At 61.1% G+C, this 25,179-nt stretch carries 18 protein-coding genes; 15 read left to right on the top strand and 3 right to left on the bottom strand.

Annotated features, from left to right (window positions below; genetic code table 11):
- The first annotated feature begins 332 nt into the window (after window positions 1–332).
- The 9 genes from BM317_RS16075 to BM317_RS16035 all read left to right on the top strand — a co-directional run bounded on the left by BM317_RS16075 (window position 333) and on the right by BM317_RS16035 (window position 13,039).
- A complete protein-coding gene (locus BM317_RS16075) occupies window positions 333–1,934 on the top strand; it encodes an ABC transporter substrate-binding protein (protein ID WP_092475126.1) in 1,602 nt (533 codons plus the stop codon).
- Between the two features lie 255 nt (window positions 1,935–2,189).
- Window positions 2,190–3,815, top strand: coding sequence for an ABC transporter substrate-binding protein (locus BM317_RS16070; protein ID WP_060739187.1), 1,626 nt, complete (start codon window positions 2,190–2,192; stop codon window positions 3,813–3,815).
- 399 nt (window positions 3,816–4,214) lie between these two features.
- On the top strand, window positions 4,215–5,816 hold the full coding sequence (locus tag BM317_RS16065) for an ABC transporter substrate-binding protein (RefSeq protein WP_092176847.1): 1,602 nt from the start codon (window positions 4,215–4,217) through the stop codon (window positions 5,814–5,816).
- A 170-nt stretch (window positions 5,817–5,986) separates the two neighbouring features.
- Window positions 5,987–7,402, top strand: coding sequence for an OprD family porin (locus BM317_RS16060; RefSeq protein ID WP_092176850.1), 1,416 nt, complete (start codon window positions 5,987–5,989; stop codon window positions 7,400–7,402).
- A gap of 75 nt (window positions 7,403–7,477) precedes the next feature.
- Window positions 7,478–9,073 (top strand): ABC transporter substrate-binding protein, encoded by a 1,596-nt coding sequence (locus tag BM317_RS16055; RefSeq protein ID WP_092475123.1) that lies wholly within the window; start codon window positions 7,478–7,480, stop codon window positions 9,071–9,073.
- A 74-nt stretch (window positions 9,074–9,147) separates the two neighbouring features.
- Window positions 9,148–10,158: an ABC transporter permease subunit gene (locus BM317_RS16050; RefSeq protein WP_030139822.1), complete on the top strand. Its 1,011-nt coding sequence runs from the start codon at window positions 9,148–9,150 to the stop codon at window positions 10,156–10,158.
- A gap of 10 nt (window positions 10,159–10,168) precedes the next feature.
- Window positions 10,169–11,080 carry an ABC transporter permease subunit gene (locus BM317_RS16045; RefSeq protein WP_060739191.1) on the top strand — a complete coding sequence of 304 codons (912 nt, stop codon included), beginning with the start codon at window positions 10,169–10,171 and terminating at the stop codon, window positions 11,078–11,080.
- Window positions 11,081–11,090: 10 nt separating this feature from the next.
- Window positions 11,091–12,059: an ABC transporter ATP-binding protein gene (locus BM317_RS16040; RefSeq protein ID WP_092176860.1), complete on the top strand. Its 969-nt coding sequence runs from the start codon at window positions 11,091–11,093 to the stop codon at window positions 12,057–12,059.
- Window positions 12,059–13,039 carry a peptide ABC transporter ATP-binding protein gene (locus BM317_RS16035; RefSeq protein WP_092475120.1) on the top strand — a complete coding sequence of 327 codons (981 nt, stop codon included), beginning with the start codon at window positions 12,059–12,061 and terminating at the stop codon, window positions 13,037–13,039. The genes BM317_RS16040 and BM317_RS16035 overlap by 1 nt, the downstream gene beginning before the upstream one ends.
- 267 nt (window positions 13,040–13,306) lie before the next feature.
- Here the strand turns inward: BM317_RS16035 and BM317_RS16030 are convergent, their stop codons facing one another.
- From BM317_RS16030 to BM317_RS16020, 3 genes are all read right to left on the bottom strand, one after another.
- Window positions 13,307–13,573 carry a hypothetical protein gene (locus BM317_RS16030; protein ID WP_092475117.1) on the bottom strand — a complete coding sequence of 89 codons (267 nt, stop codon included), beginning with the start codon at window positions 13,571–13,573 and terminating at the stop codon, window positions 13,307–13,309.
- Window positions 13,574–13,919: 346 nt separating this feature from the next.
- Window positions 13,920–15,128, bottom strand: a complete 1,209-nt coding sequence (locus BM317_RS16025) for an RHS repeat-associated core domain-containing protein (protein ID WP_170866263.1) — start codon at window positions 15,126–15,128, stop codon at window positions 13,920–13,922.
- 149 nt (window positions 15,129–15,277) lie between these two features.
- Window positions 15,278–16,861 (bottom strand): peptide chain release factor 3, encoded by a 1,584-nt coding sequence (locus BM317_RS16020; RefSeq protein ID WP_092176973.1) that lies wholly within the window; start codon window positions 16,859–16,861, stop codon window positions 15,278–15,280.
- 331 nt (window positions 16,862–17,192) lie between these two features.
- Between BM317_RS16020 and BM317_RS16015 the strand changes: the two genes are divergently transcribed.
- From BM317_RS16015 to BM317_RS15990, 6 genes are all read left to right on the top strand, one after another.
- Window positions 17,193–17,909, top strand: coding sequence for an ABC transporter permease (locus BM317_RS16015; protein ID WP_092176970.1), 717 nt, complete (start codon window positions 17,193–17,195; stop codon window positions 17,907–17,909).
- A gap of 25 nt (window positions 17,910–17,934) precedes the next feature.
- A complete protein-coding gene (locus tag BM317_RS16010; RefSeq protein WP_092475111.1) occupies window positions 17,935–18,837 on the top strand; it encodes a glycine betaine ABC transporter substrate-binding protein in 903 nt (300 codons plus the stop codon).
- 15 nt (window positions 18,838–18,852) lie between these two features.
- Window positions 18,853–19,506: an ABC transporter permease gene (locus BM317_RS16005; RefSeq protein WP_060739198.1), complete on the top strand. Its 654-nt coding sequence runs from the start codon at window positions 18,853–18,855 to the stop codon at window positions 19,504–19,506.
- Window positions 19,503–20,660 (top strand): osmoprotectant ABC transporter ATP-binding protein OsmV, encoded by a 1,158-nt coding sequence (locus BM317_RS16000; protein ID WP_092176964.1) that lies wholly within the window; start codon window positions 19,503–19,505, stop codon window positions 20,658–20,660. The genes BM317_RS16005 and BM317_RS16000 overlap by 4 nt, the downstream gene beginning before the upstream one ends.
- Window positions 20,661–21,143: 483 nt before the next feature.
- A complete protein-coding gene (locus BM317_RS15995; protein WP_092475108.1) occupies window positions 21,144–22,307 on the top strand; it encodes a type III PLP-dependent enzyme in 1,164 nt (387 codons plus the stop codon).
- Between the two features lie 330 nt (window positions 22,308–22,637).
- Window positions 22,638–25,163 (top strand): PepSY domain-containing protein, encoded by a 2,526-nt coding sequence (locus BM317_RS15990; protein ID WP_177345037.1) that lies wholly within the window; start codon window positions 22,638–22,640, stop codon window positions 25,161–25,163.
- The last annotated feature ends 16 nt before the right edge of the window (window positions 25,164–25,179 follow it).

The raw sequence follows: 25,179 nt of genomic DNA, 5'->3' as shown, positions 1-25,179 counted from the left end.
GTGCCGAGTGGTGGGGCAGAAGCGCTTTGGTTACTTTCGCGCTTTTCGAAAGTGACCCGCCGTCAGGGCGGAACCCTAAGTGGCCGTTACCGCAGCAATGGATATGTACCCGGTCAACAAAATCCTGGCCGGCTGTCAGGCCGCCATCGCGAGCAAGCTCGCTCCCACAGATCTGACCGGAGTACGACCGCGAGAACCTGGCCGGCTGTCAGGCCGCCTCGTCGAAAAGCGCTATACCCAAACCCAACGGTCCCCCTCACTTTTCGATATTTCCAACACCCCCACCCGCAACGCTACTCTCCTGAAAACCTCACCACCCCCCAAGGGATTTCATGGACAGAACCACCCTCAAGCCTCTCCTGCTCACCCTGGCCCTGATCAGCAGCGCCCCAATGGCCCAAGCCGCCACCACCCTGGTCTACTGCTCCGAAGCCAGCCCCGCTGGGTTCGACCCCAGCCAATACACCAGTGGCACCGACTTCGACGCCTCGGCCGAAACCGTCTTCAACCGCCTCACGCAATTCAAGCGCGGCGGCACCGAGGTCGAACCCGGATTAGCGACGAGCTGGGACGTATCCCCCGACGGCCTGGTCTACACCTTCCACCTGCGCGAAGGGGTGAAATTCCACACCACCGACTACTTCAGCCCCAGCCGCGACTTCAACGCCGACGACGTGCTGTTCACCTTCCAGCGCCTGCTCGACCCACAGCACCCGTTCCGCCAGGCCTACCCCACCGAGTCGCCGTACTTCACCGACATGGGCCTGAACACCACGATCAAAAGCGTCGAGAAAGTCGACGAACACACCGTGCGCTTCAACCTGAACAACGTCGACGCCGCCTTCGTGCAAAACCTGGCGATGAGTTTCGCCTCCGTGCAGTCCGCCGAATACGCAGCGCAGTTGTTGAAGGAAGGCAAGGCCGGCGACCTCAACCAGAAACCCATCGGCACCGGGCCGTTCGTGTTCAAGCGCTACCAGAAGGACTCGCAGATCCGCTACGCCGCCAACACGGCGTACTGGAAACCCGAGGATGTGAAACTCGACAACCTGATTTTCTCCATCACCCCGGACGCCGCCGTGCGCCTGCAAAAGCTCAAGCGCGGCGAATGCCAGGTCAGTGGCTACCCACGCCCGGCCGACATCGAGGTAATCGAACAGGATCCGAACCTGCAAGTGCTCAAGCAGCCGGGTTTCAACCTGGGTTTCCTGGCCTACAACGTGACACACCCGCCCCTGGACCAGCTCAAGGTCCGTCAGGCGCTGGACATGGCCATCGACAAGCCGGCGATCATCAAGGCCGTGTACCAGAGCGCCGGTCAACTGGCGCAGAACGCCTTGCCACCGGCCCAGTGGTCGTTCGACCCGAGCATCCAGGACGCGCCCCACGACGTGACCAAGGCCAAGGCGCTACTCAAGGAAGCCGGGGTTGCGCCGGGTACCACCCTCAATCTATGGGCGATGACGGTGCAACGCGCGTCCAACCCCAATGCGCGAATGTCGGCACAGATGATCCAGCAGGACTGGGCCAAGATCGGCATCGAGGCCAACATCGTCAGTTATGAATGGGGCGAGTACATCAAGCGTGCAAAAAATGGCGAACATGACGCAATGATCTACGGCTGGACCGGCGATAACGGCGACCCCGACAACTGGCTGGGGGTGCTGTACAGCTGCGCGGCGGTCAAGGGCAGCAACTACGCCAAGTGGTGCGACCCGGCCTACGACCGCTTGATCCAGCAGGCCAAGGTGTCCACCGACCGTCAGCACCGGATCGATTTGTACCAGCAAGCGCAGAAAATCCTCAAGCAACAGGTGCCGATCACGCCCATCGCCAACTCCACGGTCTTCCAGCCAATAAACAGGAAAGTGGTGGATTTCAAACTCAGTCCATTCGGACTGACACCCTTCTACGGCGTGGGTTTGACGAAGTAACACCCGAGCCAAACCGGTGCGTCACGGCTGCGCGACGCACCGGCAAGGGGCGCTTTTGGCGCCAAAAAAACACCCGCAAACGGTCAACTGCGTCAGAAGTTACACGAATGCGACATTAAGGTACGTTCGTGCCACTGTTTCAGACTTGCAACCGCTCTGGATCTTGCATTGGGTATGGGGCCTGCATAAGTATCCGCAGGACGACTCACGAGGTCGCCCTCAAATCCAAAAATGACAACAAATCATGAGGCCAACATGCTTAAACAAGCGGTCATTCCGTTTTTAGTCGGTGCAAGCTTATTAGCCAGCGCACCTTTCGCCCAAGCCGCGACTAACCTGGTGTTCTGCTCCGAAGGGAGCCCGGCCGGTTTTGACCCGGGTCAGTACACCACCGGAACCGACTTCGACGCCTCTGCAGAGACCGTATTCAACCGGCTGACCCAGTTTGAACGCGGCGGTACCGCCGTGATTCCTGGCCTGGCGACCAAGTGGGATATTTCCGAAGACGGCCTGACCTACACCTTCCACCTGCGTGAAGGCGTCAAGTTCCACACCACCCCGTACTTCAAGCCGACCCGCGAGTTCAACGCCGACGACGTGCTGTTCACCTTCAATCGCATGATCAGCAAGGATGACCCGTTCCGTAAGGCGTACCCGACCGAATTCCCCTACTTCACCGACATGGGCATGGACACCAACATTGCCAAGGTCGAGAAGCTCGACGACAAGACCGTCAAGTTCACCCTCAATGCCGTAGACGCCGCGTTCATCCAGAACATGGCCATGCACTTCGCCTCCATCCAGTCCGCCGAGTACGCCGCCCAGTTGCTCAAGGAAGGCAAGCCTTCCGACATCAACCAGAAGCCGATCGGCACCGGCCCGTTCGTGTTCAAGAGCTACCAGAAAGACTCGAACATCCGTTTCACCGGCAACAAGGAATACTGGCTTCCGGAAGACGTGAAGATCGACAACCTGATCTTCGCCATCACCACCGACCCGTCGGTGCGTATCCAGAAGCTGAAAAAGAATGAATGCCAGGTCACGCTCTTCCCACGCCCCGCCGACCTCAAGGCGATCAAGGAAGACAAGAACCTGAAGATGCCGGACCAACCGGGCTTCAACCTGGGCTACATCGCCTACAACGTGATGGACAAGATCAAGGGCAGCGACCAGCCCAACCCGATGGCCCAGTTGAAAGTGCGCCAGGCACTGGACATGGCCGTCAACAAGCAGCAGATCATCGACTCGGTGTACCAGGGCGCCGGCCAACTGGCCGTCAATGCCATGCCACCGACCCAATGGTCCTACGACACCACCATCAAGGACGCCGCGTACAACCCTGAGAAAGCCAAGGAGCTGCTCAAGGAAGCCGGTATCAAGGAAGGCACCGAGATCACCCTGTGGGCGATGCCGGTCCAGCGTCCCTACAACCCGAACGCCAAGCTGATGGCCGAAATGCTGCAATCGGACTGGGCCAAGATCGGGATCAAGGCCAAGATCGTCACTTACGAGTGGGGCGAGTACATCAAGCGTTCCAAAGGTGGTGAAAACGGCGCCATGCTGATCGGCTGGAGCGGCGACAACGGTGACCCGGACAACTGGCTCAACGTGTTGTTTGGCTGCGACTCGCTGCAAGGCAACAACTTCTCCAAATGGTGCGACAAGAAGTTTGACGACATCGTCAAGCAAGCCAAGCGCACTTCGGATCAATCCAAGCGCACCGAGCTGTACAAACAGGCGCAGCACATCCTCAAAGATGCTGTTCCGATGACACCCATCGCTCACTCGACGGTGTTCCAACCCATGCGCGCCAATGTGCAGGACTTCAAGATCAGCCCCTTTGGCTTGAACTCCTTCTACGGCGTCAGCGTCAGCAACTAAGGTGACCTGTGGCGAGGGAGCTTGCTCCCGCTGGGCCGGTCCGACGCTTCGGGCGTCGCGGCCCCTCTTTTGAGCGTGATGGCGGAGCGGTAAGCAACGCCATCGCGAGCAGGGTTCGCTCCCACGGCATACCGTTGCTTTACGCCAAGACCTAGGAAAACGCCTACATCCAAAAGCACTGCGTACCACAGCAGTTGGTTTGGGACGTATCGCCTTTTCCCACGAGTCTTTCAGGCATTACGCATTTACCGCCCGGCCCACGGCTCATACCGTCGGCACTTGGACGACTTGCCAGCCCTGCGGCATCGCTACGCAATGGAATGAACCCAGTGCCCCGGACCTGTCCCCGGAAGGACGCCGGTTCACTGTTAAAACACCCCGAACGAGAGAGGGAGCGTCATGCGCCATACCTTGGTTTTATCCGCATTGCTGGGCACCGGCCTGTTGGCCGCGACGTCCGCAGCCCAGGCCGCCGGCGGCAGCCTGGTGTTCTGTTCCGAAGGCAGCCCCGCCGGTTTCGACACCGCGCAATACACCACGGCCACCGACAACGATGCCGCCGAGCCGCTGTACAACCGCCTGGCCGAGTTCGAAAAAGGCGCGACCAACGTCGTCCCAGGCCTGGCAACCCGCTGGGACATTTCCGAAGACGGCTTGAAGTACACCTTCCACCTGCGCGAAGGAGTGAAGTTTCACACCACCGACTACTTCACGCCCACCCGGGATTTCAACGCCGACGACGTGCTGTTCACCTTCAACCGCATGCTTGATCCGCAGCATCCGTTCCGCAAGGCCTACCCCACCGAGTTCCCCTACTTCAATGGCATGAGCCTGAACAAGAACATCGCCAAGGTGGAAGCGACCGGGCCATTGACCGTGGTCATGACCCTCAACAGCGTGGACGCCGCGTTCATCCAGAACATCGCCATGAGCTTCGCCGCGATCCTGTCGGCCGAATACGCCGACCAGTTGCTCAAGAGCGGCAAGCCGAGCGACATCAACCAGAAGCCGATCGGCACCGGGCCGTTCGAATTCAAGAGCTACCAGAAAGACTCCAACATCCGCTACGTCGCCAACCAGCAGTACTGGGCGCCGGAGCGGGTGAAGCTGAACAACCTGATCTTCTCCATCAACACCGACGCCTCGGTGCGGGTACAGAAGCTCAAGGCCAACGAGTGCCAGGTCACCCTGCATCCGCGTCCGGCCGACGTGCCGGCCTTGAAGAACGACCCCAAGCTGCAACTGATCGAGAAACCCGGCTTCAACCTGGGCTACATCGCCTATAACACCCGCCACAAGCCGTTCGACCAGGTCGAAGTGCGCCGGGCGCTGGACATGGCGGTGAACAAGCAAGGCATTCTCAATGCCGTGTACCAGGGCGCAGGACAACTGGCGGTCAACGCCATGCCACCGACGCAGTGGTCCTACGACGACACCATCAAGGACGTCGCCTACAACCCGGAAAAAGCCAAGGAGTTGCTCAAGGCCGCCGGGGTCAAGGAAGGCACCGAAATCACCCTCTGGGCCATGCCCGTGCAACGTCCGTACAACCCCAACGCCAAGCTGATGGCCGAGATGCTCCAGGCCGACTGGGCGAAGATCGGCTTGAAGGTGAAGATCGTCAGCTACGAATGGGGCGAGTACATCAAGCGCACCAAGAACGGCGAACACGACGTCAGCCTGATCGGCTGGACCGGCGACAACGGGGACCCGGACAACTGGCTCGGCACGCTGTACAGCTGCGACGCCATTGGTGGCAACAACTACTCCATGTGGTGCGACCAGGACTACGACAAGCTGATCAAGCAGGCCAAGGTCGTCACCGACCGCGACCAGCGCACCGTGCTCTACAAACAGGCCCAGCAGTTGCTCAAGCAGCAAGTGCCGATCACCCCTATTGCCCACTCCACGGTCAACCAGCCGCTGAGTGCCAAAGTCGAAGGGTTCAAAGTCAGCCCCTTCGGTCGCAATGTCTTTTCGGGCGTCAGCCTGAACCCATAACCGTTAGCCACACAGCGCGGGCTTCCTTTGGAAGCCCCACGCCGACGTCTTGCCATAATTCGCCAATCAGGCTCCAGGCAAACGTTTGCAAGCTGTGAATGAGTTGTAAAACCGATAGCCGTATCACCAAAAAAGAACGGCATGAAAAAGAAAGAAAAGGAGCGTTACCGATGAAACTGAGCAACACCGCGATACTGGCCTTGGCCATCAGCAGCATCAGTGCAACAGCGTTTGCAGAATCCCAGAGCCAGGCGGTCACCCCGGTGACCCTCAAGACCACCAGCGAGCAAAGCGAAGCCAAGGGTTTCATCGACGGCCAGTCCATCACGGGCAGTACGCGCAACTGGTACGCCAACGAGCAATTCAAGCGCGGCACGAAACTCACCTATCGCAAGAACGGTGAAGCTCGCGAGACCGATCGCCGGATCAACTGGCTGCAAGGCACCATCATCAAGTACAACTCGGGGTTCACCGAGGGCACCGTGGGCTTCAGCACCGAACTGGCCGCCTACAACGCCATCGCCCTGGACCAGGATCGCAAGGACCTGGCGTCCAACAACGGCGGTGCGCCGACCACCCGTCCTGGCGCCGGCAACAACCGTACCCTGACCCGCGAAGGCGGCGACGCCGTGGGCCAGTGGAGCAAGCTGGGCCTGGCGAACGTCAAGGCCCGCGTGTCCAACACCACCTTGACCGCCGGCCGCCAGAACTTCAGCAGCCCGATGGTCGACGTCATCGGCAACCGTGCCCTGCCCTCCAGCTTCCAGGGCGTGAGCCTGCATAGCGAAGAGTTCGAGAACCTGGGCTTCGACATCGCCACCTTCGATCGCAACTCGCCGCGTACCGAAGAGAGCCTGCGCAAGTTCCGTTCCGAATACGGCGACAGCAGCGTCGAGACCGATCACGTCAACACCGCCGGTATCACCTACCAGCCACTGGCCAGCCTGAAGACCAGCCTCTGGGCGACCCAGGCCGAAGACATGTGGAACCAGTACTACTTCGGCGCCACCCATGAGCTGGGCGACAGCTCGGTGCTGAGCCTGACCACCGGCCTGAACTACTACAAGACCGTGGACTCGGGCAAAAGCAAGCTGGGCGAAATCGACAACGACACCTACTCCCTGTCGTTCGGCCTGACGCACCAGGCCCACAGCCTGACGTTCTCGTACCAGCAAGTGAACGGTAACGAGTACTTCGACTACCTGCACGAAACCAACGGCATCTACCTGGCCAACTCCCTGCTGTCGGACTTCAACGGCCCGAACGAGAAATCCTTCCAGATCGCCTACGGCCTGAACATGGCTGAATACGGCGTGCCAGGCCTGAAGTTCAACATCTACCAGGCGCGCGGCTGGGGTATCGACGGTACGCACTACAACAGCACCGGTTACAGCGATGTGCGGGCGATGGACGGTGAGCACCACTACGAATACGGCGTCGGTGCGTCCTATGCCGTACAGAGCGGCCCTCTGAAAGCCACCGCGATCCGTGCGACCTACACCGCACACCGCGCCAGCGAAAACCAGGCCGACGGAAGCCTCAACGAGTTCCGTCTGGTCACCACCATCCCGTTCAACATTCTCTAAACTGCCACCGGGCGGTCGACTCACGAGGTCGTCCGCCTGGTCTTTTGCCATTGACCCGATTGCAGAGGATTGACGATGAACATGATTCCCCTACGCGCCGCCATCGCCGCCGCATTGCTGAGCGTCGCCGTTGGCGCCACAGCCAAACCCCTGGTGGTTTGCACAGAAGCCAGCCCGGAAGGCTTCGACATGGTCCAGTACACGACTGCAGTCACCGCCGATGCCGTGGCGGAAACCATTTTCAATCGACTGGCCGATTTCAAGCCCGGCACCACCGAGGTGATTCCGGCCCTGGCCGAATCCTGGGACATCAGTGACGATGGCCTGACGTACACCTTCCACCTGCGCAAGGGCGTCAAGTTCCACACCACCGAATACTTCAAGCCGACCCGCGACATGAACGCCGACGATGTGGTCTGGAGCTTCCAGCGCCAGCTGGACCCGAACCACCCATGGCACAAACTGTCGAGCGTGGGCTTCCCCTACTTTGAAAGCATGGGCTTCAAGGAACTGCTCAAAAGCGTCGAGAAAGTCGACGAGCACACGGTCAAGTTCAGCCTGACCCGCCGCGAAGCGCCATTTCTGGCCGACATCGCCATGGCCTTCTCCTCGATCTACCCGGCCGAATACGCCGATCAATTGCTCAAGGCCGGCAAGGCCGGTGACCTCAACAGCAAGCCGGTCGGCACCGGGCCGTTCGTCTTCCAGCGCTACAACAAGGACGCCCAGGTCCGCTTCAAGGCCAACCCGGACTACTTCCGTGGCAAGCCACCAGCCGATGCGCTGGTATTGGCCATCGCCACCGACAACAACGTGCGCATGCAGAAGCTCAAGACCAACGAGTGCCAGATCGCGCTGTACCCCAAACCCGATGATATCCCCAGCATCAAGAAAGACCCGAACCTGAAGGTCGCTGAACTGGACGCGATGACGGTCTCCTACACCGCCCTGAACACCAGCCACAAATACATGAGCGACGTGCGGGTGCGCAAAGCCATCGACCTGGCCTTCGACAAGGAAGCCTACGTCAACGCGCTGTTCGGCAAGGGCAATGCCACCGTGGCGGTCAACCCGTACCCGCCAACCCTGCTGGGCTTCAACCACGACCTGAAGAACCCGCCCCGCAACCTCGACAAGGCCCGCGAGCTGCTCAAGGAAGCCGGCGTGCCGGAAGGCACCGTGTTCACCCTGTTCACCCGCAACGGCGGCGGCCCGACCAACCCCAACCCGATGCTCGGCGCACAGATGATGCAGGCGGACCTGGCGAAGGTCGGGATCAAGGTCGACATCCGCGTGATGGAATGGGGCGAAATGCTCAAGCGCGCGAAAAACGGCGAGCACGACATGGTCTCCGCCGGATGGGCGGGCGACAACGGCGACCCGGATAACTTCCTGACGCCTATGCTCAGTTGCGAAGCGGCCAAGAACGGCGAAAACTACGCGCGCTGGTGCAACGAGAAATTCCAGGCCCTGATCGACCAGGCACGCGCCACCGTGAACCCCGAGGAGCGCGCCAAGCTCTATGAACAGGCCCAGGTGATTTTCAACCAGGACCAACCGTGGATCAGCATGGCCCACACCCGCATGTTCACTGCAATGCGCAACAACGTAGAGGGTTATGTGATTAGCCCGCTCACCACCAATAACTTCGCCACCACCCAGGTGAAGTAGATAAGAAAACGCTCGGTGGCCCTTACCCAAGGGTTGCCGGGCACGCCTAACCGGCTGATGAGGTACACCTGAAGATGTTTAGTTTTATTGCCCGCCGACTGGGATTATTGATCCCCACGTTCTTCGGCATCACCTTGCTGACCTTCGCGTTGATTCGCATGATCCCCGGCGACCCCGTGGAAGTGATGATGGGCGAACGTCGGGTCGATCCCGAAATGCATGCACAGGCAATGGAACGCCTAGGCCTCAATAAACCGCTGTATGCCCAGTACCTGGACTACATCGGCAAGCTGGCCCACGGCGATCTCGGCGAATCGCTGCGTACCCGTGAAAGCGTATGGACCGAGTTCAGCTCCCTGTTTCCCGCGACCCTGGAACTGTCCATGGCCGCCCTGTTGTTCGCCGGTATCCTGGGCCTGCTGGCCGGGGTGATCGCGGCACTCAAGCGAGGATCCCTGTTCGACCATGGGGTGATGGGCATCTCCCTGGCGGGCTATTCGATGCCGATCTTCTGGTGGGGCCTGATCCTGATCATGTTCTTCTCGGTGTCCCTGGGCTGGACGCCGGTGTCGGGGCGGATCGACCTGCTCTACGACATCGAGCCGAAAACCGGCTTCATGCTGATCGACACGCTGTTGGCCGACGAGCCAGGCGCGTTCCTCGATGCCCTGCACCACCTGATCCTGCCGGCCATCGTGCTGGGCACCATTCCGCTGGCGGTGATCGCCCGCATGACCCGCTCTTCGATGCTCGAAGTGCTGCGTGAAGACTACATCCGCACCGCCAAGGCCAAGGGCCTGTCGCCGTCGCGCGTAGTGTTCGTGCATGGCCTGCGCAACGCGCTGATCCCGGTGCTGACCGTGGTCGGCCTGCAAGTCGGCACGCTGCTGGCCGGTGCGGTCCTGACCGAAACGATCTTCTCCTGGCCGGGCATCGGCAAGTGGCTGATCGAAGCCATCGGCGCCCGGGACTACCCCGTGGTGCAGAACGGCATCCTGTTAATCGCCTGCCTGGTGATTCTGGTCAACTTCGTCGTGGACATCCTCTACGGCTTTGCCAACCCACGCATCCGTCACCAGCGCTGAGATCAAAACCATGAGTACTCCAACTACCGCGGTAGCAGTCGATCAAAGCCTGCTGTACCCGTCCCCGTACAAAGAATTCTGGCACGCGTTTTCCCGCAACAAGGGCGCCGTGGCCGGGCTGCTGTTCATGATCCTGGTGGTGTTCTGTGCGCTCTTCGCGCCGTGGGTCGCGCCTCACGACCCGAGCGAGCAGTACCGCGACTTCCTGCTGACGCCACCTGCATGGCTTGAAGGCGGACAGATCCAGTTCCTGCTGGGCACCGACGAACTGGGCCGCGATCTGCTGTCGCGCCTGATCCAGGGTTCGCGCCTGTCGCTGCTGATCGGTTTGTCGTCGGTGGTGATGTCGCTGATCCCGGGCATCCTGCTGGGGCTGTTCGCCGGGTTCTTCCCGCGCATCCTCGGCCCGACCATCATGCGCCTGATGGACATCATGCTGGCCCTGCCTTCGCTGCTGCTGGCCGTGGCGATTGTCGCCATCCTCGGCCCAGGCCTGATCAACACCGTGATCGCCATCGCCATCGTCTCCCTGCCGTCCTACGTGCGCCTGACCCGCGCCGCGGTGATGGGCGAACTGAACCGTGACTACGTGACCGCCGCGCGCCTGGCCGGTGCCGGCCTGCCGCGCCTGATGTTCATCACCGTGCTGCCCAACTGCATGGCGCCGCTGATCGTCCAGGCCACACTGAGCTTTTCCTCGGCGATCCTCGACGCCGCCGCCCTGGGCTTCCTCGGCCTCGGCGTGCAACCGCCCACCCCGGAGTGGGGCACCATGCTGGCTTCGGCCCGGGACTACATCGAACGCGCCTGGTGGGTCGTGAGCCTGCCCGGCTTGACCATTTTGCTCAGCGTGCTGGCAATCAACCTGATGGGCGACGGTTTGCGCGATGCGCTGGACCCGAAACTCAAGAATGCCGCCTGAGGAGATTCCCATGTCACTGCTAGAAATCAAGAATCTCAACGTTCGTTTCGGCGACGCCACCGCCGTGCCGGTGGTCGACGGCCTGGACCTGAGCGTGGAAAAAGGCGAAGTCCTGGCGATCGTCGGCGAATCGGGCTCGGGTAAATCCGTGACCATGATGGCGCTGATGGGCCTGATCGAGCACCCCGGCATCGTCACCGCCGACGCGCTGAACTTCGATGGCAAGAACATGCTCAAGCTGAGCAACCGCCAGCGCCGGCAGATCGTCGGCAAAGACCTGGCGATGGTCTTCCAGGACCCGATGACCGCGCTCAACCCCAGCTACACCGTGGGTTTCCAGATCGAAGAAGTGCTGCGCCTGCACCTGAAGATGTCCGGCAAGGCCGCCCGCAAGCGCGCCATCGAATTGCTGGAAAAAGTCGAGATCCCGGGCGCTGCCAGCCGCATGGATGCCTACCCGCATCAGTTGTCCGGCGGCATGAGCCAGCGCGTGGCAATTGCCATGGCCATTGCCGGCGAGCCGAAACTGCTGATCGCCGACGAACCGACCACCGCCCTGGACGTGACCATCCAGGCCCAGATCATGGACCTGCTGCTGGCCCTGCAAAAAGAACAGAACATGGGCCTGGTGCTGATCACCCACGACCTGGCCGTGGTCGCCGAAACCGCCCAGCGCGTGTGCGTGATGTACGCCGGCCAGGCCGTGGAAGTGGGCAAGGTGCCCGAGCTGTTCGACATTCCGGCCCACCCGTACAGCGAAGCGCTGCTGGCGGCGATTCCGGAGCACAGCATGGGCGCCGAGCGCCTGGCGACCCTGCCGGGCATCGTGCCCGGTCGCTACGACCGTCCGCAGGGTTGTCTGCTGTCGCCGCGCTGCCCGTACGTGCAGGATAACTGCCGCGTACAACGCCCCGCCCTTGACCCGAAAACCGCCAGCCTCGCCCGCTGCTTCTACCCGTTGAACCAGGAGGTGGCGTGATGGCCGTCGTACTTACCGCCCGTGACCTGACCCGTCATTACGAAGTGTCCCGCGGCATGTTCAAGGGCCATGCGACCGTGCGCGCCCTCAACGGTGTGTCGTTCGAACTGGAAGCCGGCAAGACCCTGGCCGTGGTGGGTGAATCCGGTTGCGGCAAATCCACCCTCGCCCGGGCCCTGACGCTGATCGAAGAACCGTCCTCCGGCTCCTTGAAAATCGCCGGCCAGGAAGTGACCGGCGCCAACAAGGCCGAACGCAAGCAATTGCGCAAAGACGTGCAGATGGTGTTCCAGAGCCCCTACGCGTCCCTCAACCCGCGGCAGAAGATCGGCGATCAGCTGGCCGAGCCGTTGCTCATCAACACCAACCTGTCGGCCACCGAGCGGCGCGAGAAAGTCCAGGCGATGATGAAGCAAGTGGGCTTGCGCCCCGAGCATTACCAGCGCTACCCGCACATGTTCTCCGGCGGCCAGCGCCAGCGCATCGCCCTGGCCCGCGCCATGATGCTGCAACCCAAGGTGCTGGTGGCGGACGAACCGACGTCGGCGCTGGACGTGTCGATCCAGGCCCAGGTGCTGAACCTGTTCATGGATTTGCAGCAGGAATTCAACACCGCCTACGTGTTCATTTCCCACAACCTGGCGGTGGTGCAACACGTGGCCGATGACGTGATGGTGATGTACCTCGGCCGCCCGGTGGAGATGGGCCCCAACGAGTCCATCTACAGCCGCCCGCTGCACCCGTACACCCAGGCGCTGCTGTCGGCCACCCCGACCATCCACCCGGACCCGAACAAGCCGAAGATCAAGATCGTCGGCGAACTGCCCAACCCGCTCAACCCACCGTCCGGCTGTGCCTTCCACAAGCGCTGCCCGTACGCCACCGAGCGTTGCAAGATCGAAGAACCGGCGCTTCGCCCGCTCGATAACCGGCTGGTGGCGTGTCACTACGCCGAGCGGTTCCTCGAAGGCGCGGCGTAAACATAAGAAAAAGACAGGTAGCACACCTGTGGCGAGGGGATTTATCCCCGCTGGGCCGCGAAGCGGCCCTAAACCTAAAGCAGTAAATGCAATATTCCTGGCACACCGAGTTGCCTGGCTTGGGGGCTGCTGCGCAGCCCAGCGGGGATAAATCCCCTCGCCACGGGGGCAAGTCCTCGCTTTGGGTGATGCACCCTGCATGAAAAACCCCTCCAGCCCAGACTGAGTCTCAGTCGGGGCTGGAGGGGGTTTCTTCAGGGCAGAAATCTACGTCTGGCTATCGGCATCGTCGGCATCGTCGCCCTCACCACTCTCCCCGCCGTCGTCGGGGTCCTGTTCGATCGTCGAGTCATCACCATCCTGATCACCCGACTCCTGTGTGGTGGTCGCGGCAAGCATCAACTCGCCCTGCGCCACCTGCCCACTCGACGCGTGCTGCTCATGCTCATCGCATTCGGCCCATGCGGCAGTAGAGCCCAGGGACAGCATCACCAAAACCTTCAGCAAAAACATCATGCGTAGCAGCTTGTTCATAGCCAACTCCTTCTTTTCCGGATGAAGCCGAGGCCGACGGCGCTCAAGAAATCTAGTTCTGAACAGGCCGGTTCACCAGATAGGACGCTGCCTAACAGCCAGAAATGCCGCTGCTCGACAGATTGGTTTCGAATAAGGGTTATCTCCAATCCAACTAACCGCCAAAACCCAGTGTGGGAGCGAGCTTGCTCGCGATGACGGCAGCACATCCCACATCCAGGCAAGCTGACCCACCGCTATCGCGAGCAAGCTCGCTCCCACAGGAATTTACGCGGCTGGTGCATTGGAGTGACAACAAAAAACCCGCTGCCTGGTTTCCGGAGAGTTTGCAAATTCAGGAAGTCTTTCAGCGTTCCCCTAGCCGCACTTGGCGCGCATAGCCTTCTCTTATATCGTTCAGCTTCGCTCTTATATCGCTCGCCGTGGAAAACGCGACCGTCTCTTGGGGAGTAAGCTTATTGGCGTGATTAAACCTACCTCCACGTTGTTGAAACGCCCATTCGGCACTGGCAACATCACTTTTAGCTAATTCTAATTTCCCCCTGAGCTCCGCAACTTCCAGGTCAGACGCCATCAGTTCGTTTACTGCTTTTTTTCTTTCAGCTTTTCTTGCAGCAGCGGCGGCTAACCTTCGTTCCTTGGCCACCTGGTCTGCCAAAATCCTTTTCTCCCTAGCGATCATACGTGCGTTTAAGACGCTGGCCCGTTCAACGATTTCTTCTTGCGTGTGCCCGGCTTTTCGGGGGAAGCGGCCCACACGCTCAAAGGTATCGTTGACAGATGACCTTGCATAAATTTTGAACTGGGTCTTGGAGGACTTCACTAGGGCATAATCACTAACGTACTGCATCGTCGGACTCTGCCGTCCAGCAAGATTGGCTATACCCTTGAAGAGCGACGCCCAGGAATGCCCAGACGGATCCGTCCTATTAACCGGGTCGCCTGCACAATACGCATAGGCATTAATCCCCCCGTCGCCAAACGGACTTTGGTTGTCAGGGCTATTAAAGCGCATTAGCACCGTATTAAAAGCGCGGTAACCATTGCCCAGCAGATAGAAACCAAAATTTTTATCGGGACGCTCCCCATTAAAACCCAAGACCCGATGCGAGGATTTGTCGACAGGGCTGTGGCCGAACGCGGTATATGCCGTCGCGTCAGGCTCTGCCTCGTTCGCCCTCAGGCTGAGAAGAGCCGAGCGTTTGTCATCATGAGCGATCAACGTGGTTTCCTGGACGTCCTCGTTCCTGGTCTGTTGGGCGAGGACAGCGCTTTCGGCTTCAAATACCGAACGTACGGTATCGCCCGCCAGTTCAGTAGCGACACGGTCGCCGCGGTAAAATATCTGGACGCGCGTATCGTCCCAATTTTTGGTGTGTGCGTGCCGGTCAAGCGGGTCATAGCTATAGATAACCTGAACAACTTCCTCTTTTGCAGACATGACGCTCACCGCAACATTGAGACTTGTCGGGGATATATAGCTTGGTTCTCTGCCTTCAGCCACTAGCAGAACTGTTAGGTTCTGTACGAAATCCACTGAAGTTCTGATACCCATAAAATGCATCGCCACCAATGCCAGAGGTGCCCAACAGCAAAAAGGCAGCACGCTTCTTGTTGCCAAATGACTGGGGGGCTAAAACAACTTTTTCACCCCCACAAAAAACCCGCGGCTTTCGCAGCGGGTTTTCGGTTTGACACTTGATACTAGTGGTGCTCACGGGTCGCGCGGAATTTCACATCCGGCCAGCGCTCTTCCATCAGCGCCAGGTTGACCCGGGTCGGGGCCAGGTAGGTCAGGTGACCGCCGCCGTCCAAGGCGAGGTTTTCCACAGCCTTGTTGGAAAATTCCTCGAGCTTTTTCTTGTCGCCGCATTCGACCCAACGGGCGGAGTACACGGTGATCGGCTCATAGGAGCACTCGACCTTGTATTCCTCCTTCAAGCGGCTGGCGACCACATCGAACTGCAGCACACCGACGGCGCCGAGGATGATGTCGTTGCTGCGCTCCGGGAAGAACACCTGGGTGGCGCCCTCCTCGGCCAGCTGCTGCAGACCCTGGCGCAACTGCTTGGACTTGAGCGGGTCCTTCAGGCGTACGCGGCGGAACAGTTCCGGGGCGAAGTGCGGGATACCGGTGAAGCCCAGGGCTTCGCCTTCGGTGAAGGTGTCGCCGATCTGGATGGTGCCGTGGTTGTGCAGGCCGATGATGTCACCGGCGAAGGCTTCTTCCAGTTGCTCGCGCTCCGAGGAGAAGAAGGTCAAGGCGTCGCCGATGCGCACGTCCTTGCCGGTGCGCACGTGGCGCATCTTCATGCCCTTGTCGTATTTTCCGGAGCAGATGCGCATGAAGGCGATACGGTCGCGGTGCTTGGGGTCCATGTTCGCCTGGATCTTGAACACGAAGCCCGAGAATTTCTCTTCCACCGGTTCCACGGTGCGCTCGTTGGCGACGCGTGGCAGCGGGCGCGGAGCCCAGTCCACCACGGCGTCGAGCACATGGTCCACGCCGAAGTTGCCCAGGGCCGTACCGAAGAACACCGGGGTCAGTTGGCCGTCGAGGAATTCCTGATGGTTGAACTCGTGGCAGGCGCCCTGCACCAGCTCCAGTTGCTCGACAAAACGCTCGTACTCATCGCCCAGGTGCGCGCGGGCCTCGTCGGAGTCGAGCTTCTCGATGATCTTCACCTCGGTGCGCTCGTGCCCATGACCGGCGGTGTAGACGATGATGTAGTCGTCGGCCAGGTGGTACACGCCCTTGAAGTCGCGGTAGCAACCGATCGGCCAGGTGATCGGCGCCGCCTTGATTTTCAGGACCGCTTCGATCTCGTCGAGCAGTTCGATCGGGTCACGGATGTCGCGGTCGAGTTTGTTGATGAAGCTGACGATCGGCGTGTCCCGCAGGCGACAGACGTCCATCAGCGCGATGGTCCGTGGTTCGACGCCTTTACCGCCGTCGAGGACCATCAAGGCCGAGTCCACTGCCGTCAGGGTGCGGTAAGTGTCTTCGGAGAAGTCTTCGTGGCCCGGGGTGTCGAGCAGGTTGATCATGTGATCGCGATACGGGAACTGCATGACCGACGTGGTAATGGAGATACCCCGCTGCTTTTCCATTTCCATCCAGTCGGAGGTGGCATGGCGATCGGACTTGCGAGACTTCACCGTGCCGGCGACCGCAATCGCCTTGCCCATCAGCAAGAGCTTTTCGGTGATGGTGGTCTTACCGGCATCGGGGTGGGAAATAATGGCGAAAGTGCGGCGTTTCGCGACTTCGGCGGCCTGTTTGGTCATGGGAAATCGCCTGGCAGGTGATTCAAAAAAGGGCGGCGATTATAGCTCAACTTGTGCCAGGAACCGAACCGTTGAGCACATCCAGGGTGGCCAGATCATTCCTCGCATGGGAACCTTTTACCGCGTGGAGGCGTCCACCCCTCTGATACGAGCAACCGTCAGGGGCTGAAAAATCAGCAAGTTAGCCTGACGAGGCTGCGCTCATGGCTCACTTCGACGGCCGTTTACCGACCGCGAAAAGAGCTGCTTCTCGCGAACGTTTTTCCGGCAACCAGTGATGGTTTGCCGCCCGGGAAAGCGTGCGCCGACTGAAAGACAAAGGAGTCCGCCTGTGGCTATCCGCTATGGCAAAGGGCTTATCGGGGGTGCGGTCGTCGTCGCCCTCCTGGCCCTGTTGATCCACTGGATCGGCATCGATACGATCCAACGCTACCGCGACGATCTGCTGTTTTACCTGCAAGCGCACCTGATGCTTGTATTGGCCTCCATGCTGGCGGCCCTCGTTGTCGGCATCCCCGCCGGCATCGCCCTCAGCCGCCCCGGCTTGGTCGGGCGCGCCGAACGCTTCATGCAAGTGTTCAACATCGGCAATACGGTACCGCCCCTGGCCGTACTGGCCATCGCCCTGGGCATCCTGGGCATCGGCAGCGGGCCGGCCATCTTCGCCCTGTTCCTCGCCTCGCTGCTGCCCATCGTGCGCAACACCTACGAAGGTTTGAAAAACGTCCAGGGCTCCCTCAAGGAAGCCGCCGTCGGCATCGGCATGACCCCACGCCAGGTGCTGTGGAAAGTCGAGTTGCCCAACGCCGTGCCGATCATCGTCGGTGGCGTGCGCGTGGCCCTGGCGATCAACGTCGGCACCGCGCCCCTGGCGTTTCTGATCGGCGCCAACAGCCTCGGCAGCCTGATCTTCCCCGGCATTGCCTTGAACAACCAGCCGCAGCTGTTGCTCGGCGCGGCCTGCACCGCCCTGTTGGCGCTGCTGCTCGACGGCCTGGTGACACTGGCCAGCCGCCTCTGGCTGGAACGCGGTCTGCGACCGTCATAAGCCGGCTGGAAAAAGGAAATCGTTTATGAAGAAGTTGAGCTTGATACTGGGCTGTGTCCTGCTGTTCGCAGGGTTCGCCCAAGCCGCGGAAAAACCGCTGATCCGCCTCGGCGCCCGGGTGTTCACCGAGCAGACATTGCTGGCGGAAATCACCGCGCAATACTTGCGCAGCAAAGGCTACGACGCGCAGATCACCGGCGGCCTGGGCAGCAACCTGGCCCGCAGCGCCCATGAAACCGGGCAACTGGACCTGTTGTGGGAATACACCGGCGTGTCCCTGGTGGCCTATAACCACGTCACGGAAAAACTCGACAGCGCCCAGTCCTACGCCCGGGTGAAAGAACTCGACGCCAAAAAAGGCCTGGCCTGGCTGGCACCGTCGAAATTCAGCAACACCTACGCCTTGGCGCTGCCGGAAAAAGTCGCGCAGCAATACCCACAGATCAACTCCATCAGCCAGTTGAACACGGTGCTGCAGGCCGAAGCCGATGACAATCATCTGGTGGCCCTGGACACCGAATTCGCCAACCGTTCCGACGGCCTGGCGGGCATGGTGGAGCAGTACGGCATGAACCTGACCCGCAAGAACATCCGGCAGATGGACGCGGGCCTGGTCTACACCGCCCTGCGCAACAGCCAGGTGTTCGCCGGCCTGGTGTACACCACCGACGGCCGGCTGAACGCGTTCAAGCTGAAGTTGCTGGAAGACGACAAGCATTACTTCCCCGACTACACCGCCGCGCCGGTGGTGCGCCAGGCGTTCCTCAACGCGCACCCGCAACTGGCCGCGCAGCTCAAGCCCCTGGCCGAGCTGTTCGACGATGCAACCATGCGCCAGCTCAACGCCCGCGTGGACGTCAACCATGAAAGCCCTTCCACCGTTGCCGCCGATTTCCTGCGCCAGCATTCGCTGCTCTCAACCCAATGACCTGGAGGAAAAGCCATGGATTTTCTTGACGCCTTTTCCCATCTGGACTGGCCGCTGGTGCTGCACCTGACCTGGCAGCACATCACCCTGGTGGGCATCGCCGTGACCCTGGCGATTGTGGTCGGCGTGCCCCTGGGCATTTTCATGACCCGCTTCCCGGCGCTCGCCGGCCCCTTGCAGGCCAGCGCCACGGTGCTGCTGACGATTCCGTCGATTGCCCTGTTCGGCCTGTTGTTGCCGTTCTATTCCAAGTTCGGCCAGGGCCTGGGTCCGATGCCGGCGATCACCGCGGTGTTTCTCTATTCGTTGTTGCCGATCATGCGCAACACCTACCTGGCCTTGACCGGCGTCGAACCGGGCATCCGTGAAGCCGCCCGCGGCATCGGCATGACCTTCGCCCAGCGCCTGCGCATGGTCGAACTGCCCATCGCCGTGCCGGTGATCCTGGCCGGCGTGCGCACCGCCGTGGTCATGAACATCGGCGTCATGACCATCGCCGCCACCATCGGCGCCGGTGGCCTGGGCGTGCTCATCCTCGCTTCCATCAGCCGCAGCGACATGTCGATGCTGATCGTCGGCGCCGTGCTGGTCAGTCTCCTGGCCATCTTCGCCGACCTGCTTCTGCAATGGCTGCAACGCTCGCTGACCCCAAAAGGACTATTGAAATGATCGAACTTCAGAACCTCAGCAAAACCTTCAAGAGCAACGGCAAGGACGTCAAGGCCGTGGACTCGGTGAACCTGATCGTCAACGAAGGCGAGATCTGCGTGTTCCTCGGGCCGTCGGGCTGTGGCAAAAGCACCACGCTGAAGATGATTAACCGGCTGATCCCGCCCACCTCGGGCAAGGTGTTGATCAACGGCGAAGACACCACCGGCCTGGACGAAGTGACCCTGCGCCGCAACATTGGCTACGTGATCCAGCAGATCGGCCTGTTCCCGAACATGACCATCGAGGAAAACATCACCGTGGTCCCGCGCCTGCTGGGCTGGGACAAGCAGAAGTGCCACGACCGTGCCCGCGAACTGATGAGCATGATCAAGCTCGAGCCCAAGCAGTACCTGCATCGCTACCCTCGCGAACTGTCGGGTGGCCAGCAGCAACGGATCGGCGTGATCAGGGCCCTGGCGGCCGATGCGCCGCTGTTGCTGATGGACGAACCGTTCGGCGCGGTGGACCCGATCAACCGCGAGATGATCCAGAACGAGTTCTTCGAGATGCAGCGGGCGCTGAACAAGACCGTGATCATGGTCAGCCACGACATCGACGAAGCCATCAAGCTGGGGGACAAGATTGCGATCTTCCGCGCCGGCAAGCTGGTCCAGTGCGATCACCCGGACACGTTGCTGGCGCATCCGGCCGACGAGTTCGTCAGCAGCTTCGTCGGCCAGGACAGCACGCTCAAGCGCCTGTTGCTGGTCAAGGCCGAAGACGCCGCCGACAACGCACCGTCGGTCAGCCCTGAAACCCCGGTGAACGAGGCGTTGGAGCTGATGGACGAACATGACCGTCGCTACGTGGTGGTCACCTGTGCCGAGAACAAGGCCCTGGGCTATGTGCGACGGCGCGACCTGTACCGTCAGACCGGCACGTGCGGACAATACCTGCGGGAATTCAACGCCACCGCGGCCTATGACGAGCACCTGCGGATCCTGCTGTCGCGCATGTACGAGTTCAACCGCTCGTGGCTGCCGGTGATGGACGCCGAGCGGGTGTTCCTCGGGGAAGTGACCCAGGAATCGATCGCCGAATACCTGAGCTCCGGGCGCTCGCGCGGCGGCAAGACCAGCATTGTCTCACCGGCCGAGACCGCCTCTGCCTGACCGGGCACAACAGCTTGATCGTTCCCACGCTCTGCGTGGGAATGCCTCCACGGACGCTCCGCGTTCGGCTTTTGGGACGCAGAGCGTCCCGGGCTGCATGCCCACGCAGAGCGTGGGAACGATCATTCAGCGGCCTGAAAAACCGATTCAATTGAACATCAATCTGTCACGCAGGTCGGTTACATCATGAGCTGTCGCGGGCCGCACGACGGATGTGTGCAAAAACGCGACATTTTTAGTTGATCTCAGGCCCCTCACGCCCTAAAGTTCGCGCCGAACGTCCATGCTGGAAACGATCCATCCGGCTCAAGTACTGACGACGAGACAGCAAGGCCAAGGGAATCATGTATCCCATGGCCTTTTTGCTTTCGGCGACATGCCTTGGGAAGTAGGCGAACCAAAGTGGGGATACGGAGGACGTTCACGAGGGCTGCTTGCCCTCACACCCATTGATCCTGATGTTTGCCAGTAGGAGTCCCAAGTATGTCGATCCAGGTCGAAGATTACTTCGCGCGCGAAACTTTCCAGAAAATGAAAGCGTTCGCCGACAAGCAGGAAACCCCGTTCGTGGTGATCGACACCGCGATGATCTCCCAGGCCTATGACGACCTGCGCGCCGGTTTCGAATTCGCCAAGGTCTACTACGCCGTCAAGGCCAACCCGGCGGTGGAAATCATCGACCTGCTCAAGGAAAAAGGCTCGAACTTCGACATCGCCTCGATCTACGAGCTGGACAAGGTCATGAGCCGTGGCGTGGGCCCGGAGCAGATCAGCTACGGCAACACCATCAAGAAATCCCGCGACATTCGCTACTTCTACGAGAAGGGCGTGCGCCTGTACGCCACCGACTCCGAAGCCGACCTGCGCAACATCGCCAAGGCCGCGCCGGGTTCGAAGGTTTATGTGCGGATCCTCACCGAAGGCTCGACCACCGCTGACTGGCCGTTGTCGCGCAAGTTCGGCTGCCAGACCGACATGGCCATGGATCTGCTGATCCTGGCCCGCGACCTGGGCCTGGTGCCGTACGGCATTTCGTTCCACGTCGGCTCGCAACAACGCGACATCAGCGTCTGGGACGCGGCCATCGCCAAGGTCAAGGTGATCTTCGAGCGTCTGAAGGAAGAAGACGGCATCGTCTTGAAGCTGATCAACATGGGTGGCGGCTTCCCGGCCAACTACATCACCCGCACCAACAGCCTGGACACCTACGCCGAGGAAATCATCCGCTTCCTCAAGGAAGACTTCGGCGACGACCTGCCGGAAATCATCCTGGAGCCGGGCCGTTCGTTGATCGCCAACGCCGGTATCCTGGTCAGCGAAGTGGTGTTGGTGGCGCGCAAGTCCCGTACCGCCGTCGAGCGTTGGGTGTACACGGATGTGGGCAAGTTCTCCGGCCTGATCGAAACCATGGACGAAGCCATCAAGTTCCCGATCTGGACCGAGAAGAAAGGCGAGATGGAAGAAGTGGTCATCGCCGGGCCGACCTGCGACAGCGCCGACATCATGTATGAAAACTACAAGTACGGTCTGCCGTTGAACCTGGCCATTGGTGATCGCCTGTATTGGCTGTCGACCGGGGCCTATACCACCAGCTATAGCGCGGTGGAATTCAACGGCTTTCCGCCGCTGAAATCGTTCTACGTGTGATGTGTTCGGGCGCTTGAACGTTCATCGTTCCGGCCCTGTCGCGTAATAGAAAACGGCGTTTTTCCAGAAATGGAAAGCGCCGTTTTTTTGTTTTTGTCCTCGATGAAACCGCGTTTCCGCTGTGGGAGCGAGCTTGCTCGCGATAGCAGTGGTCAGCCGACAGTGATGTGGCTGACAGGCCGCTATCGCGAGCAAGCTCGCTCCCACAGGATTTTGTCGCTCACCTCATCACTGATCGGCACCTTTTAGGTGTGTTTATGAATGCTTCTCGATAACACACGGCATAATGCGCACCGTGATGAACAGTAATAGATGAACAAGGCGGGCGACGTGTTGAAGAAAACCCTGTTCCAGTTGCACTGGTTTTTCGGCATCAGTGCCGGGCTGGTCCTGGCGTTGATGGGCGTTACCGGGGCAGTGGTGTCGTTTCAGGATGAAATCCTGCGGGCCTTGAACCCGCAGGTGCTGACGGTCGAGAAGCAACCGGCCGGCGTCTTGCCGCCCGCCGAACTGGTGGAGCAGATCGAAGCCGCCTCCGGCAAGACCGTCGCCCTGCTCTGGGTCGAGACCGACAGCGGCAACGCCGCGCGGGTGATCTTCGCGGCGCCTCCCGGGGAAAAACGTGATGCCATGCGCTATTTCGACCCCTACACCGCACAGTTCATGGGTGAGGTGACCGGCCAGGATTTCTTTGGCCTGATGCTCAGGCTGCACCGCGTCTTGACCCTGGATGACGTGGGCCGGCAAATCACCGGGGCCTGCACGCTGATCCTGGTGTTCTTCTGTCTGTCCGGGCTGTACCTGCGTTGGCCGCGCCAATGGAAAAGCTGGCGCGCCTGGCTGACTCTCGACTGGGGGAAAAAAGGTCGTAGCTTCAATTGGGACCTGCACTCGGTGGCGGGCACCTGGTGCCTGGTGTTCTATCTGCTGGCGGCACTGACCGGGCTGACCTGGTCCTACGACTGGTACAACAAAGGCGTGACCCGCCTGCTTTCCGACGCGCCGGAAGAGGAACGGGTGCGCAATCGCGGCCCGGCACCCAGCGGCCCACCGCCCGTGGCCGATTACCGGGCCATGTGGAGCAGCATCTACAGCGCCGCCGGCCCGGGCCTGTCTGCCTACAACGTGCGCATGCCGCCCGTGGCCGGGCAGCCGGCGACCGTGTTCTACCTGCTGAAAAACTCACCTCACGACCGGGCGCTGAACCAGCTCATCCTCGACCCGGCCACCGGCGTCATCAGCCGGCATAGCCGCTACAGCGACAAGAGCCTCAAGGCGCAGTTGCTGACCAGTGTCTATGCCCTGCATATCGGCAGCTACTTCGGCCTGGTCGGGCGGATCCTGGTGACCGTCGCCGCGCTGGCCATGCCGCTGTTCTTCATCACCGGCTGGTTGCTGTACCTGGACCGTCGCCGCAAGAAACGCCAGGCCAGAAACGCCCGTCAGGCCCTGAGCGCCAACCCGACCGATGCGCCGGCCTGGCTGATCGGTTTCGCCAGCCAAAGCGGTTTCGCCGAGCGACTGGCCTGGCAGACTGCCGGCCAACTCCAGGCCGCCGGCTTGCCGGTGAAGGTCCAGCCATTGGCCGATGTTCGCGAACAAGACCTGAACAACGCCACCCGCGCGCTGTTCGTCGTCAGCACCTTTGGCGACGGCGAAGGGCCGGACAGCGCCCGTGGCTTCGAACGCAAGGTGCTGGGCCAGGCCTTGAGCCTGGAGCGCTTGCAGTATTCGGTGCTGGGCCTGGGCGACCGGCAATATGAACACTTCTGCGGTTTCGCCCGGCGCCTGCACGCCTGGCTGGCGGAACACGGCGGCAAGCCCCTGTTCGCACCGGTGGAAGTCGACAGCGGCGACCCTTACGCCCTGCGTCACTGGCAACAACAACTGGCCGAACTGACCGGGCAGGCGCCTGCCGACACCTGGCAGGCCCCCACCTTTGAAAACTGGACCCTCAGCCAACGCACCCTGCTGAACCCCGACAGCAGCGGCTCGGGCGTGTACCTGCTGGGCCTCACCGCCCCCGGGCCGAGCAGTTGGCTGGCCGGCGACCTGGTGGAAATCCTGCCGCGCAATGACCTGTGGGCCATCGAGCATTTCCTCGATGGTCTCGGCCTCTCCGGCCAGGCGCGCGTGCAAGTTGACGGCCTGTCCCAGAGCCTCAATCAAGCCCTGGCGACCCGCCAGTTGCCGGAAAACCGCGCCCACCTGGTCGGCCTGCATGCCCAGGCGCTGGTGGAGGCGCTGGCACCGCTGGCGATGCGCGAATACTCCATCGCCTCGATCCCGGCCGACGGCGTGCTGGAACTGATCGTGCGCCAGGAACGTCACGTCGACGGTAGCCTGGGCGTCGGTTCCGGCTGGCTGACCGAACACGCACCGCTGGGCAGCGCCATCAGCCTGCGGCTGCGCCGCAACAGCAGCTTCCATCTGCCGCCCCAAGGCGTGCCGATGATCCTGCTGGGCAACGGCACCGGCCTGGCGGGCCTGCGCAGCCTGCTCAAGGCGCGCGTCACCGAGGGCATGCAGCGCAACTGGCTGCTGTTCGGCGAGCGCAACCGCGAACACGATTTCCACTGCCGCGATGAGTTGCAGGAATGGGTGACCTCCGGCGACCTGGAACGCCTGGACCTGGCCTTCTCCCGGGATCAGAAGCAGACAATCTACGTCCAGGACCGTCTGCTGGAATCGGCCGCGCTGCTCAAGCAATGGGTGGCCGACGGCGCGGCGATCTATGTCTGCGGCAGCTTGCAGGGCATGGCATCCGGGGTCGATCACGTGCTCAACAACGTGCTGGGGCGCGAGGAAGTGGAGCGCCTGATCGAGCAGGGGCGGTATCGGCGGGATGTCTACTGACGGGTTTCTGATTGTT

Origin of the sequence: Pseudomonas sp. NFACC24-1 (genome assembly GCF_900115235.1) — a bacterium.
GTDB lineage: Bacteria > Pseudomonadota > Gammaproteobacteria > Pseudomonadales > Pseudomonadaceae > Aquipseudomonas > Aquipseudomonas fluorescens_AA.
The sequence above is the reverse complement of the archived record's forward strand: the minus strand, read 5'-3'. Positions and strand labels throughout refer to the sequence as shown.